Source organism: Phocaeicola faecalis (assembly GCF_021730445.1).
Lineage (GTDB): Bacteria > Bacteroidota > Bacteroidia > Bacteroidales > Bacteroidaceae > Phocaeicola > Phocaeicola faecalis.
Genome location: NZ_JADNRM010000002.1, coordinates 262135 through 276427, shown reverse-complemented (window position 1 = coordinate 276427; position 14293 = coordinate 262135). Strand labels below are relative to the sequence as shown.

At 41.9% G+C, this 14293-nt stretch carries 13 protein-coding genes and 1 pseudogene; 9 read left to right on the top strand and 5 right to left on the bottom strand.

Annotation, left to right across the window (positions count from 1 at the left end; translation table 11 throughout):
* Window positions 1–123 precede the first annotated feature (123 nt).
* The 3 genes from IR173_RS05335 to IR173_RS05325 all read left to right on the top strand — a co-directional run bounded on the left by IR173_RS05335 (window position 124) and on the right by IR173_RS05325 (window position 2454).
* Complete coding sequence (locus tag IR173_RS05335; RefSeq protein ID WP_237038634.1) at window positions 124–1173, top strand: alcohol dehydrogenase; 1050 nt, start codon at window positions 124–126, stop codon at window positions 1171–1173.
* 31 nt (window positions 1174–1204) lie between these two features.
* The gene (locus IR173_RS05330; protein ID WP_237038633.1) at window positions 1205–2020 is read left to right on the top strand and encodes a TrmH family RNA methyltransferase; all 816 of its coding nucleotides are present in this window, start codon (window positions 1205–1207) and stop codon (window positions 2018–2020) included.
* Window positions 2021–2172: 152 nt separating this feature from the next.
* Window positions 2173–2454, top strand: coding sequence for an ATP-binding domain-containing protein (locus tag IR173_RS05325; RefSeq protein ID WP_237038632.1), 282 nt, complete (start codon window positions 2173–2175; stop codon window positions 2452–2454).
* Window positions 2455–2692: 238 nt separating this feature from the next.
* Here the strand turns inward: IR173_RS05325 and IR173_RS18205 are convergent.
* The 5 genes and pseudogenes from IR173_RS18205 to IR173_RS05300 all read right to left on the bottom strand — a co-directional run.
* A pseudogene (locus IR173_RS18205) lies at window positions 2693–2821 on the bottom strand (twin-arginine translocase TatA/TatE family subunit); the annotation flags it as partial.
* A 69-nt stretch (window positions 2822–2890) separates the two neighbouring features.
* Complete coding sequence (locus IR173_RS05315) at window positions 2891–3457, bottom strand: flavodoxin (protein ID WP_237038630.1); 567 nt, start codon at window positions 3455–3457, stop codon at window positions 2891–2893.
* Window positions 3458–3707: 250 nt separating this feature from the next.
* Window positions 3708–4271: a sugar O-acetyltransferase gene (locus IR173_RS05310; protein WP_237038629.1), complete on the bottom strand. Its 564-nt coding sequence runs from the start codon at window positions 4269–4271 to the stop codon at window positions 3708–3710.
* A 3-nt stretch (window positions 4272–4274) separates the two neighbouring features.
* Complete coding sequence (locus IR173_RS05305; RefSeq protein ID WP_237038628.1) at window positions 4275–5096, bottom strand: carboxymuconolactone decarboxylase family protein; 822 nt, start codon at window positions 5094–5096, stop codon at window positions 4275–4277.
* Between the two features lie 25 nt (window positions 5097–5121).
* On the bottom strand, window positions 5122–5457 hold the full coding sequence (locus IR173_RS05300) for a hypothetical protein (RefSeq protein ID WP_237038627.1): 336 nt from the start codon (window positions 5455–5457) through the stop codon (window positions 5122–5124).
* 156 nt (window positions 5458–5613) lie between these two features.
* On the opposite strand from IR173_RS05300, the gene IR173_RS05295 reads away from it, so the two are divergent.
* The 6 genes from IR173_RS05295 to IR173_RS05270 all read left to right on the top strand — a co-directional run bounded on the left by IR173_RS05295 (window position 5614) and on the right by IR173_RS05270 (window position 13672).
* On the top strand, window positions 5614–6510 hold the full coding sequence (locus IR173_RS05295; RefSeq protein WP_237038626.1) for a helix-turn-helix domain-containing protein: 897 nt from the start codon (window positions 5614–5616) through the stop codon (window positions 6508–6510).
* Window positions 6511–7197: 687 nt separating this feature from the next.
* Window positions 7198–7377: a hypothetical protein gene (locus tag IR173_RS05290; protein WP_237038625.1), complete on the top strand. Its 180-nt coding sequence runs from the start codon at window positions 7198–7200 to the stop codon at window positions 7375–7377.
* Between the two features lie 74 nt (window positions 7378–7451).
* Window positions 7452–8579: a hypothetical protein gene (locus IR173_RS05285; protein ID WP_237038624.1), complete on the top strand. Its 1128-nt coding sequence runs from the start codon at window positions 7452–7454 to the stop codon at window positions 8577–8579.
* Window positions 8576–9127 carry a condensin complex protein MksE gene (locus tag IR173_RS05280; RefSeq protein ID WP_237038623.1) on the top strand — a complete coding sequence of 184 codons (552 nt, stop codon included), beginning with the start codon at window positions 8576–8578 and terminating at the stop codon, window positions 9125–9127. The genes IR173_RS05285 and IR173_RS05280 overlap by 4 nt, the downstream gene beginning before the upstream one ends.
* Entirely contained in the window at window positions 9111–12767 is a 3657-nt protein-coding gene (locus tag IR173_RS05275) for an ATP-binding protein (RefSeq protein ID WP_237038622.1), read from the top strand. The genes IR173_RS05280 and IR173_RS05275 overlap by 17 nt, the downstream gene beginning before the upstream one ends.
* A complete protein-coding gene (locus IR173_RS05270) occupies window positions 12764–13672 on the top strand; it encodes a hypothetical protein (RefSeq protein WP_237038621.1) in 909 nt (302 codons plus the stop codon). Before IR173_RS05275 ends, IR173_RS05270 begins: the two co-directional genes overlap by 4 nt.
* The last annotated feature ends 621 nt before the right edge of the window (window positions 13673–14293 follow it).

Below are 14293 nucleotides of genomic sequence, written 5' to 3'. Positions count from 1 at the left end.
GATGGTACTGCGTAACAGTGGGAGAGTAGGTAGCTGCCGTTTTAATGAAAGCCTCCGAGTCAGTCAAATGATTCGGAGGCTTTTTTGTATTTATAGTGTTATAATCTCTAAAATTGAAATACTATGTTGGCATACACCTATATTAAACAAGGTAAATTTGAACTTATAGAGAAACCGAAACCTGAGTTGAAAGACACTCGTGACGCTATTGTACGTGTTACCCTTAGTAGCATTTGTACCAGTGACTTGCATATAAAGCATGGAAGTGTTCCTCGTGCTGTTCCCGGTATAACAGTAGGACATGAAATGGTGGGTGTTGTGGAACAGACGGGTGCTGATGTCACTTCGGTGAGGCCGGGTGACCGAGTAATCGTTAATGTAGAAACTTTTTGCGGTGAGTGTTTTTTCTGTCGACATGGCTATGTTAACAATTGTACTGATTCGAATGGAGGTTGGGCATTGGGTTGCCGTATTGATGGCGGTCAGACTGAATATGTACGTGTGCCTTATGCTGATAGTGGGCTGAACCGTATACCCGAAACGGTAACTGATGAACAAGCCTTGTTGGTGGGAGATGTTCTTGCTACAGGTTTTTGGGCTGCTCGTATTTCAGAGATAACCGAGAAGGATACAGTTCTTATCATTGGTGCGGGCCCTACGGGAATTTGTACATTGCTTTGTGTGATGTTGAAGAAACCGCAGCGTATCATTGTTTGTGAGAAGGCAGAGGAAAGGATTCGTTTTGTTCGTGAGCATTATCCGCAGGTAGAGGTTGTCACTCCCGGTGAATGTAAGGATTTTGTGCTCCGAAACAGTTCTTATGGTGGTGCTGATGTAGTGTTGGAGGTCGCTGGGGGAGAAGAGACTTTTCGGCTGGCATGGGAGTGTGCTCGTCCTAATGCCATTGTTACTATTGTGGCTCTTTATGATCGTCCTCAAATTTTACCTTTGCCGGATATGTATGGCAAGAACCTGATTTTTAAGACCGGAGGTGTAGATGGTTGTGATTGTGCTACGATTCTGCATTTAATAGAAGAGGGAAAGATAGACACCACTCCGCTCATTACGCATCGTTTTCCGTTAGACCGGATAGAAGAGGCTTATCGTCTTTTTGAGAATAAGGAAGATGGAGTGATAAAAGTAGCCGTAACGGAGAGTATGAACCGACAATAAAAAGATAGTGAATTAAAAAATATAGAAATATATGCCTGTTATCGAAATATCTTCATTGGAGCATCCCGGCGTAGAGGTTTTTTGTACGCTTACGGAAGCTCAGTTGCGTAGGCGAACGGAATCCGGTAAGGGTTTGTTTATAGCCGAAAGCCCCAATGTTATCAGTAGAGCTTTGGATGCCGGATATGAACCTATTGCTTTTTTGTGCGAGCGCAAACATATCATAGGTGATGCAGCCGATATTATTGGGCGTTGTGGTGATGTGCCTGTTTATACAGGTAATCGGGAACTATTGGCGACACTGACGGGATATGTCCTTACACGTGGTGTGTTATGCGCCATGCGTCGTCCTGTACTCCGGAGTGTGGAGGAGGTCTGTCGGAATGCCCGACGCATTGTTGTTATTGACGGCGTAGTGGACAGTACCAATATCGGAGCTATTTTTCGTTCGGCAGCGGCACTTGGGATTGATGCCGTATTGTTGACGCGCAGTTCCTGTGATCCACTGAACCGTCGTGCAGTAAGAGTATCTATGGGGTCTGTTTTCTTGATACCTTGGACGTGGATGGACGGTACGATTCGTGATTTGGGGCGGTTGGGATTTAAGACTGCTGCTATGGCACTGACGGATAATTCCATTTCCATAGATGACCCTTCTCTGGCGACTGAGCCTCGACTGGCTATCGTGATGGGTACTGAGGGGGAAGGGCTTCCTCTAGCAACAATTGCAGAAACTGACTATGTAGTTCGCATTCCTATGGCACACGGAGTGGATTCGCTTAATGTAGCAGCAGCTGCTGCCGTAGCTTTCTGGCAACTTCGGGCTCCCGAAATAACTGAAAACTAATCATTGGTGAATTATCAGATATTCATGTAGTTAGATTGGGATATATGAAAATTATTACTATATTGCAATTCTGATAATCCGTAGCAGATGAGACATCGGTCATTCGATTTAAAGTCGGTCGGAGCGGAGATGGAAATGATGATAATGATAATGTGGAGAATGTGGTACCTTTTCAGGTGGCGTATGCTATTTCTATTCATAAAGCGCAAGGTTTGGAATATGAGTCTGTGAAGGTGGTGATTACAAGTGAAATAGAAGAGATGGTCAGCCATAATATTGTCTATACGGCTATAACCCGGGCAAAGAGTAAATTGAAGGTTTATTGGAGTCCGGAAACAGAAAAACGCATATTGGAGAATATGAAGGTACAGTTTAATGATAAGGATTATCAACTGTTTAAGGCAAAACACAAAGAAACTCTGATGAAATCTTAATTCATGTCAGGTGGCAAGACAGAATACGGAGATGCGGAACGTGGAGGAGGATGTGACTAAAAAGCTTGTATGTTTGTTTGGGTAGCCATCACTTATTCTTCCCTACGTCTCTGGTCTCGTCTGTCTCTTGTTCTATAGTGTGGAGATGTGTCGAAACTCCCCTTTTATTGAAATCACTCTCGCTACAACTATCTGTGGCGAGGGTGATTTTTAGGTTATGAGAGTTTCGACACACCCCCATGCCTTTGCCGGTTCCTCTCATTAGTTCGGGAATCTTTTCGCCACCGAAAAACAGTAGCACAATCAATGCGGCCAGCAGTACTTCCTGCATGCCGATACCACCGATAAAAAGCATAGTCAGGTTCATGATTATGGGATATTTTCCATGTTCGCCATCATGCTGTTCAGGTGGTTAACTCTAAGCTCTTTCCTGCGGCTATTTGATAACTTGCTTAGCCCAATCTTCGGCTTGTTTGATATTTCCATTACACAATCTGCCCTCTTCCCATTTGATTTTTGGATAAAGCTTTTTGAGTATGATTACACTGTTGGCTATCGAACTGCTACCGGAAGTGGCGAAAGGAATGACGGTCTTTCCGGCAAAGTCGTATTTCTCAAGGAATGTATTGACCGGACGTGGACATACATTCCACCATATCGGATAGCCGAGGAATACCACATCATAGTCTTTCAGGTCAAGCGCTTCTCCGCTCAATGCGGGGCGTGAATTTTGGTCGGCCATTTCTACAGAACTGCGGCTTGCTTTATTATTCCAATTAAGGTCTGCAGAAGTGTAGGCTGTAGCCGGGGTAATCCGGTAAAGTTTACCGTTGACTCTTTGGGCAATGGCATTGGCTACTTTTTCCGTTGTTCCGGTACAAGAGAAATAGGCTACGAGGATTTTCTTATCGGATTGTGTACCGGTATCCATTGTCTGTTTTTGTGCTTTTGATGAGCAACTGAAGGTAAGCAAACTCATAATAATCAAGATAATCTGTTTCATTTTACTTTGGTTTTGAATATTTCTTATTTTTGTCATGATAGACAATTCCATACACTACTTGATAGAATGGGGAGGGGAAGTGCGACATATTCTTGAAGTTTCACATAGAAACGGCTTCTGCCACGTTCCTCTTACTTGATTTTATCATGTTCGTGTACAGCATCTGATGATTCATTTCTCACTGGTCAATCGGACTTGTGCGACTTGAATGAAGGTCGCTCATCTCCGAATTCTACATCTGATATCACTTTCATACTATAGATTTAATAAATTTGGCAGGGACACCTCCTACAACTGTATTTGCTTCCACATTTTTTGTAACAACCGCACCGGCACCGATGACAGCATTGTCACCTATTGTAACTCCTTGTAGAATCGTTGCATTGGAACCTATCCATACATTTTTGCCAAGCACGATAGGTGCCGGATAAGTTGTTTTACGCTCTTCCGGAGCCAAGCCATGATTGAGTGTTGCAAAAACCACATTATGTCCGACTTGGCATCCGTCGCCAATGGTCACACCGCCATGATCCTGAAAATGGCAGCAAGCATTGATGAACACTCCTTCGCCTACAGCGATATTTTTGCCGAAATCAGTATAGAATGGTGGAAATACCCGGAGTGACGTCGGCACTTGATACCCGAACAACTCAGAGAGTAATTCACGCACTTCCTCCGGTGTATGGTATGCCGTATTCAGCCGGAAAGTGATGCGTCTGGCTTCGTTGCTCATATCGTCCATAAAATGGTGTATCTTTTCTGTATCGAGCGCCTTGCGCATTTTTACATATTCCTTGAATTCATTTGTTGTCATATCTTATTCTTTTTCAAGCTTATCATACTCTTTGTCCGTTACCGGTTCAAGCCATTCATTAGAAGTTTTTTCTCCGGGAACCTCGAAAGCTAAATGAGCAAACCAACTGTCGGCAGCCGCTCCGTGCCAGTGTTTTACATTGGCAGGGATGTGAATGACTGTACCGGGCAGGATTGCTACTGCCGGTTTGCCTTCTTCCTGATACCAACCGCGTCCGGCCACACCGATGAGCATTTGTCCGCCGCCTTTTGTGGCTTTGTGGATATGCCAGTTATTACGGCAACGAGGCTCGAAGGTAACGTTGGAAATGTTCACTTGCTCATGTGAAATGGGAGCGAGGTAGCTGTTTCCGATAAAATACTTGGCGTATGCCACATTCGGTTCGCCGATAGGGAAAATCATCTCACGCTGGAAAGCTGCTTTGGCGTCCTCACCGGCTGTATTTTCCGCCCATACACTTTTGGCCAGATTGAACGCGGCCCATGCTTTGGGCCAGCCTGCATAGAAACCGATATGGGTGATGATTTCGGCTATTTCGGTGCGGGTAATACCGTTCTTCTTTGCCGACTGGAGATGGAACACGAGTGAATTATCTGTGATGCCCTGACTGATAAGAGAGGTAATCGTTACTAAACTGCGGTCACGCAGACCAAGTTTATCAGTGCGGCTCCATACCTCGCCGAAGAGGACGTCATCGTTAAGTTCCGCAAATTTGGGGGCAAACTCACCCAATTGGGTACGCCCTGCTGTCTGTACTATCTTTTCTTGTGCCATAACATTGAGTGTTAAAATGCTGAATACTGAAATTAAAAGAATCTTGTTCATAGTCGTTTTTTATTGTATGAAATTATTAAGCTGTACTGAACGCTCTCTTCTTAACGTCTTTGTCGTATGTCCTACGAATCAGAGTAATTATTTTCCGTTTGTCATATTTCCTGCTGTAATAGCTGACCATCGGCAGGCAATCCCATCCGATAACCGATACCTTCATTCCTCCGAGTTTACGATACTCCATCGTGCTATCAATGTCCGGTGTGTTTCCGTCCGACAATTTCCCCATTACAAGGGATGAAAGGGCATCGGCAAATACCTGGGAAATGCCGGTCGTAGCTCCGATAGCGAGGAGTGTAAAACTCGCTGCGGTTTTCAGAAAGTTTCTGCAATCCATCATCTTCTGTCTTTTCATTGTTCATTTTCTGATTGCAAATTTACCGTGATTGAATAAGCCGGTTTGTATACGATTTACGGATATTCATACCCAAATCCTCGATTCTGCAATAAAGTCGTATGTAATTCAAATCAAATGAATTACTTTTGCTCAAAAGAAATAAAGGAAAGGCTTATGGAAGAAGTTATAAAACTTGATGAGGTAGATAAGTACAACAAACTTTTCGGACTCGAAACGCGGCATCCCTTGGTGAGTGTCGTTGATTTGTCGAAGGCGACGCAGTGGCCGGAACATTTCAAGATTAATTATGGTGTGTATGCTCTTTATTTGAAGGACACCTACTGTGGAAACATCATGTACGGACGTCAGAGTTACGACTATCAGGAAGGTACGATAGTCAGTTTCGCTCCCGGTCAGGTAGCGGAGGTCGAGATGCAAAAAAATGCTCGTCCAAACGCCCACGGCATTCTGTTTCATCCTGACCTGATAAGGGGTACGGCACTTGGTCAGGAGATTAAGAACTATTCGTTTTTCTCTTATGAAACCCGTGAGGCTTTACATCTTTCGGAAGAGGAGCGTAGCACTGTCATGGATTGCTTTCACAAAATCGAGGTGGAGTTGGAACACAGCATAGACAGGCACAGCCGTAGGTTGATTTGTGCAAATATCGGCCTGTTGCTCGATTACTGCATGCGTTTCTACGAGCGTCAGTTCACGACACGTGAAGAGGTGAATAAAGATGTTATCGTTCGTTTCGAGCGTTTGCTGGATGAGTATTTCGACAGCGATGCCCCCTTACAGGAAGGTCTGCCGACCGTCAAATATTTTGCTGATAAAGTATTTCTGTCTCCGAATTATTTCGGGGATATGATAAAAAGACAGACAGGACAGACCGCTTCGGAATATATCCAGAACAAACTGATTGGGCGGGCTAAAGAGACCTTGCTTGGCACGAACAAGACAACGAGTGAGATTGCTTACGAACTGGGGTTTCAATATCCGCAACATTTAAGCCGGATGTTTAAACGGGTAACGGGATATACCCCTAATGAGTTTCGTTCTTTGAATTAGCTTTTCATATCACAAGGATAATGGAAGAGTTAGTTGAAAAACTTCAAGACCTTTTTTGAAAAGTCTTGGGTCAGTTATTATTCTTGGGGATTGAACATATCAAGCAAATACCTGTCACCGGATGTTGTCTCCTCCGTTTTTTTAACTCTTCATACGTTTTGAACTCCTTAAGTCGTTTCATTAGCCGACCTAAGCGTTTTCGTCCTTTCGATTATGCCTGTCTGTCAGTCGAGTTACTACAGTCTCCGGCAGTGGACCGTACAGTCCGTTACGGTAGACCGTACAGTCCGTTACGGTAGACCGTACAGTCCACCGTAGCGGTCTGTACAGTCTGCCGTAGTAGACTGTAATAATTTTCCGTTTAAAAGGCCTTGGCTGACCCTATGAAACGGCTTACCCTTTCCTTGGTTGGGTGATGTGCTATTTAAATCCCCAAGAAGACAATGTGTTCCAAACTCTTCCAGCTTTTTGGTGCGTGGGGTTTCGTCAAATTTTAAATTTTCGTCGTTACTATTTTGCTGAGTTTATTTCTGGAAGAATTTTTGGCATGAAAACACGAATCAAAGACAAATATCAACAGAATTTAGGCTTAAACATGGCTGATGGTAGGTGCTGGCATTTTAAGATGACATCCGGTATGCGTGTAATTGAAATTTATTATTATCTTTGTAGCAAAGCTGATCAGAGATGATAGCAGAAATTAGCTTCAAGGGCATGTTTTCATTCAGAGATGAAGTGGCATTAAGTTGCGAGGCCGACGGGAGTAAGGACATGGAATCATATTACGTGGCCAAACCGGTCGGGAAATATCAGGAACGTGACCCTTATAGTGAGATTCATAAAACAATTAAAAAAGTTAGCGGATAGTTTTTATGCCAACATATCATTCCATAAAAGAACTGACAAGAGGACTTCAGCAGGGAGCAAAACTGCTCAACGATATGTTCTTCAAGCGGAAGACCGTATCGGTACAATATAACGATGCCGTCGAAACCCTGGATGGAGACGAAAACAAGTTGAAGCACCTTATAAGTTACGGAGTCATTACGCAGGCCGGAGACACACTTGAATTGGGTGAAACTTACAGAATATTTTTTGAAGAGGTGCTGGCAGTAAACGAAGACATAAACATTGCCTCCGTTCAGACTTACATTTCAAAACTGAAGCTGAGTATGGATTCTTTTTTAGCTGCAGACACTCCGGCAAGAAGAGCACAATATCTGAGGGAAATACGTCATATATTCAAAAGTATTGAAAACGCTACCAGAAGAAATGTCGTTGACCTGAAAAGAAATGTTGAGCAAACTTACAAACAGGAACCGAATTTCAAAATAAAAGAGCTGAGACTACGAGACTTTGATGAAAAAAACAGGATAATAGCAGAACTTGTAAGACAGACTGAAAAAGTAATGGATGAACAAACAATATTCTTTGCCAACGCAGCAATGGATATTGGCCTGAAACAGACTATCAGCGAAGTAAAAGAAGGATTGCACGATTCAGCCCATGCACTGATAGCCATTTCAGCGCAGATTATCGACTATCTGAACAAGATAGAATATCAGAGCAGACTCGTTAAGAAAATCAGACAATTGAAATACATGAGAGATCAGCTGATGATAGAAGAAAGCACAGATGTCAAGAATATGCTCGCCCATACTAATGATTTGTGGATGGAAAAGCAGCCTAAATACATAACCAGAGTATCGCTTGACTTTCTGAGGAATGATGATTCTGCCCTTGATATACTAAGGAATATAAGAGGCCGGCTGTCAAAGAAAAGCACCATCAGAGCAAGACTTGCCGACAGAATTGATGATAAATATCTTTCAGAAAACCACGAGACAAGTCGGATGTTCAACCACGCTGAAATAATGAATGGTTTCTTTGCACAGAGTGCTGATCTCTTTAATTATGTGTGGAATTATGAATTCTCTATACAGGCAGATGAAGAAACGCGACTTGTGCTATTCCTTCAATTGGCATCACAGTATGATGCACAATTAAAGTACTCGTCTGAGATTAAAAAAATAAACAATATTGAATACCCCCTAATCTACTCAAGATGAAATATACCAGTGAAGTTTTTCAAAGATTGTCTAAAGGGCAATTTATTTCGGGCAATAGCATTGACCCTGAAATCAGGGCTATTTACAACGACCTTGAAGAATGTCAGCAAGAATATGAAGACTATTTCCGTCTGATTGATTTCAATCTTTCGGCAGGAGACGGATTCTATTATTTCAGCAGAAAAGAAGCGAAAGTAAATATTGAGAACAAACTGCAGTCTCTTTTTTCTTGGATTGATTACTTGGACTTTCTGAAAACATACGATACAACATTTGATGCAGGAACCCAATTTTCATTGGCACAAATGGAAATAAGGGTTTCGTCCGACCTTGAACTGAAAGAAAAACTTTCAAGGTTATTTCAGGATAAACAGTCCAATAGGGACAAACTGGAGGCACTGGTGAATAATATGGTAAATATGGGATTTGCCGAACAGACAAACGAATCGGAAGGAAGGTACCAGATTACTTCGGCATTCCATTATATAGAACAGATAATATCTTGTATAAACATTGACGAGGAGGTGAAAGATGAGATACCTGAATAAGATAATATTCATAAACAGTGCGCACATTCCTTATGCAGAAGTCAAGCTTGACGGAAACGTTCATTTTATCGGTACTCAGGGTGTGGGAAAATCCACTCTGCTCCGTGCCGTTTTGTTCTTTTACAATGTGGACAAAAGTAAGTTGGGAATACGTACTCAGGACAAGCAGAAAAGCTATGACGAATTTTATTTTCCATATCCCAATTCTTACCTCATTTATGAAATTTGCAGGGAAAACGGGAAGTTCTTTGTGGTGACTTTTGCGTCCAACGGAAGGGTTGCTTTCCGCATTGTGGACTGTCCATACGAGAAGCGTTTTTTTGTTGAGGAAGACAATAATGTCAGGTATGAATGGGGCAGGATAAGTGAGCAAATTGGGACAAAGGTATTCAGAAGCAACATTATTAGAGGGTACGAGGAATTCAGGGACATCATATACGGTAATACACAGAATGCAGCCAAAGAGTTGCGTCGCTTTAATCTGATGGAAAGTTCCAGATATCAGAATGTTCCGCGTACCATTCAAAACATTTTCTTGAATCAGAGTCTGGAGTCACGCGTCATAAAAGATACAATCATCGACTCAATGGATTTTGCCGGTGATAGCATAGATTTGAATTTTTACAGGGAACACGTCAAGTACTTCCGTCAGCAATACGAAGACATCTGGAAGTGGTTCAAGAAGGAGAGAAACGGTAAGGTGAAGGTAAGGACAGATGCGGAAAGTGTAATAGAAAAGTACTCTTTGTATGAGGTGGTGCGGAAAAGAATTAAAGAACTTTGTGCCAAGCTGAACTATGCTTTGGAGCGTGATACGGAAAGACTTCCTCATATAGAAGAGAACATTGCGGTTAAATCTCAGGAACTTGCCCGCCAAAAAAGACTTTTGGGCGAAGAAAATGAGAAGTTCAACAAAGAGCGGGATGACCTTAAAGGTAAAGAAGCAATTGTAAATGAATTCCTAAGGCAGGGAAGGGCGAAGATGCAGCATTATACAGAGATTGGCATTAGTTCAATTATTGATAAAATCTCGAAAGAAAAAGAACTGCATATTCGTAAAAACTCTTTGGTTCGTCAGGAAAATATTCTTACTGATAAAAATCAAAGTGTCAAGATGCGCTATGATACATTGATACTAGGGCTTGACAACAGTCTTAAAGAGTTCTGTCTGCAGGCCGGGCAGTACATCAATGATATTGAAAGCCAAATGACCCGGAATATCGCAGGTCTTCAGACCGAACTCACAGGCAGGCTGACAGAGCTGAATTCAACTTATCAGCAAAAGACTGATGGCATTCAGGCAGATATAGAGGCTGTCCAACAGGAAAAAACAGAGCTAAGACTTCAAGAGCAGTATGTCCGGCAATTCAATCCGTTTGAAAAAGAAATGCAAGAACTGACAGCGCAGATTGAAGAGTTGGAGAAAAAGAGGTTTTTACTTACCGAACAACAGGTAAAGAAACAACAGGAAATAGTCCGGATTACAAGCAAAACAGAATCTGAACGTAAAGAACTTGAAAATAACTGTGAAAAAGAAATTCTGGAGATAAGGCATGCCAAAGAGGGGATAAAAAGAGAAATAGATAAACTGAAAGAACTTCTTGACAGACAAAAAGGCTCATTCATTGAATGGCTGGACAATAACGTGGTTGATTGGAAAGATACTTTAGGAAAGGTTGTAGATGACGAGATACTTTACAGTACGTCTCTTGACCCACAGAAGACTATAAACTCTGAGACTCTGTATGGGGTACGAATTGAGTTGCAAAATATATCCAAAACGGCGAAAACACCGGAAGAGATTCGTTCTCAAATCGATACTTTTGAGCAAAAACTCAAACAGCTTGACAACAAAATCGCAGGAAGACAGGAGAGGCTTGATAATGATATCAGAGAACTGGAACGCATCCCCGCTTCAAAACTAAAGGCCCTCCGCTTTGAAAACATCAGTCTTGAAGCAGAACTCAGACAGATGCCGGATCGAATTGAACGGCATAGGAAGGGAATCGCAGACTATCAGTCTAAACTGAAAGAATGGAGAATGCGGGAGATTGGTTCTGTCATAGAAAAACTTGGAAAAATAGAGGAACAGTTAGGCCGATTAAAAACATTAAAACAGGAGGCGGCTTCTAAAAAGCAGAAAGAGACGGAAGATTTGCGCAAATCATTTGAGCGAAAGAAGAAGGAAGTTGAGGCCGTTGCAAAGGAGAAGAAAGATGAAATATCAGTTTCTGTGCAACGTCAGGAAACTGACACTGCAACTCGCAAACATGAGCTTGAAGCACAGATGGATGCCGAACTGAAAGGTCTCGGCGTTGATGTTGACAAGTTGTCTGAAATTAGAAGAGAATTGCAGACTATCGATGATGACTTGTATTTTATAGAAAATCACAGACCTGATTTCTACTCTTGGCAAAACGACAAGAAAGAGTATTTTGATGTGGAGTCATCAAAGAAAGAGGAGAAGAGGCTGTTGCTTAATAAGTTGCAAGACCTGCAGAATAAATTTGAACTTAGGAGAGAAAAGAAGGAGAAAGAGATACGGCTTTTCTCTGAGGAACTCCAGTCGTATCGTTCTGAAGCTGAAAAACTGAAAGAGGCAATTGAAAAGGTCAGGGTATTTCTAAGTACCGAAAGCCGTCCTGTCGATATTGACGATGCCGGAACAAAAGAGACGCAGGCACAGCTTTCTGATATTCTGGACAGTCTCCGGGACAGCATAGCTGCACAGCAGCAAAGGATGGAGGATTTTAAAAAGGCTGTGACTATATTCAAAAGCAATTTCTCTTCTCAAAATACTTTCCACTTTCGGACTGAGTTCAATGCAGAGTCGGATTATACCGAATTTGCATCAGAACTGAACGAATTCATTTCGAATGGAAAGATTGAAGAATATCGCACACGTACCAGTAGCCAGTATGCAAGCATTATCAAGCGTATTGCCAGAGAGGTCGGTGATTTGAATCAGCACAATGCTGAAATCAAATCGACAATCAATGAAATAAACCGCGATTTCCGGAAAAATAATTTTGCCGGTGTAATCAAGGAAATCGAACTTCGTGCCGTAGAGAGCAGTGACAGGCTGATGCAACAGCTTCTTAATATCAAGAAATTCGACGAAGAACATGGATTTGATATCGGAAACCTGAACCTCTTTTCGACGGAAGAGTCACTGAACAGAACAAACGAAGAGGCGGTAAAATTATTGATGAGCCTCATTGACATGATGGACATTGAGAAGAAGCGTGAGAAAATTACGCTCTCGGATACATTCAAACTTGAGTTTAAAGTCAAGGAAAATGACAACGATACTAACTGGGTGGAGAAGCTTTCTAATGTAGGTTCCGACGGTACAGACATTTTGGTAAAATCGATGGTAAACATCATGCTAATCAATGTCTTCAAGCGGAAAATCTCCAAACGGTTTGGTGATTTCAAGCTACATTGCATGATGGACGAAATAGGAAAGCTTCATCCCGATAATGTGGAAGGTATATTGAAGTTTGCCAATGTGCGTAATATATTCCTTATAAACAGCTCTCCGACAACATATAACGCCCAAGTGTATAAGTACACTTATTCATTGAGCAAGGATGAAAAGAGCAATACGGTAGTGAAAACATTGTTAACTATAAGATGAAAACGACTTCTGCACTTATTGAGAGGCTGATAAGGCTTGCAAATGGAGATTCTATGCCGGCCAGTGTCCTGAAAGGGGAATGGTTTGAGTGCATGATTTCTGACGGAATACTGGTTGCTATTACTAAGGGCAGCAGGAAGAGTTATCGTGCCCGTGACGAGCAATCGCTAAGAAATTATCTGGCAACGCATTATGACATCAGGGATCTGGAGGCATACCTTTCCCTACTGAAAAAAGAGAATGCGAGCAGGGCAGAGCAAGTGAAGATTACAGGGAATTCAAAGGTAAGACAGCAACGTACTTTCCGCGGATTTCTTGTCAACTGCTATGACTCCATATCTGTCACTCTTGCCGGAGAGCACATTGAATTGTTACCGGAAGACGGAACATTCACCTTCATATATGATTTCAATGATTTTTTAATACCCGAAGATGTTGTTATTATAGGTGTGGAAAATCCGGAGAATTTCAGATATATCAGAAAACAAAAATGGCTGTTTGGAACCTGTCTGTCCGCGGGGACGAAAATACTCTTTGTTTCCAGATATCCGCAGGAGCAGAGCCGTGACCTTTTGGAATGGTTACTTTCCATTCCTAACCCCTATATCCATTTTGGTGATTTGGATCTTGCCGGCGTGCATATTTTTTTGAGTGAATATTACCGATATCTTGGGGAAAGAGCATCGTTCCTTATACCGAAAGACTATGAAGCTAGAATCTCATTAGGAAGCCGGGAAAGATATGATAATCAGTATGGTAAGTTTGGACAAATGGAAGTTCCAGATATAAGGCTACTTTCGCTTGTAGAGTGTATTCACAGGCTTCACAGAGGTTATGACCAGGAAGGTTTTGTTATGGAGAAAGATATAAAGATTTCTGAATATGTTGCTAAAGATTTCGTTTGAAACTCCGGATAAGGATAAATGTTTCAATGAGAATATCTTGTGATCAAAATAAAGTTTGCAATAAGAATTTGAACTTGTTTTTATCTTGGCATTTTCTGGTTTTCAAGGAAATCATGCGGGTGTGTTGAAACGCTCATAAACTAAAAATCACTCTCGCACAGGTAGTTGTAGCCAGGGTGGGGTGGTAAAAGGGGAGTTTTGACATCTCCATGTTTTATCAGATTATTTGCTGACTGAAATGGAAAAGTCTGATGGATTTCTTCTGGAGCATCATGCCTTATAAACGATAACTATCGCTTATAAGGCTAAAAAGAAAGGCGTTCATTTTGAACGCCTTGATAATCGTTGATGATTACCACTTACTTGCCGATGCAGCATATTTACATCACTGATTATCAGTGACCATTCATTTTAATCGGTACAACCACAGTTTTGACAAATGCACAGAATGTAGGGACAAATGCAAACCGCTGTATTTCATAGCTTTGCATATACGTGTTGTACCGCCTCTTTTCAGCCNCAGCATATTTACATCACTGATTATCAGTGACCATTCATTTTAATCGGTACAACCACAGTTTTGACAAATGCACAGAATGTAGGGACAAATGCAAACCGCTG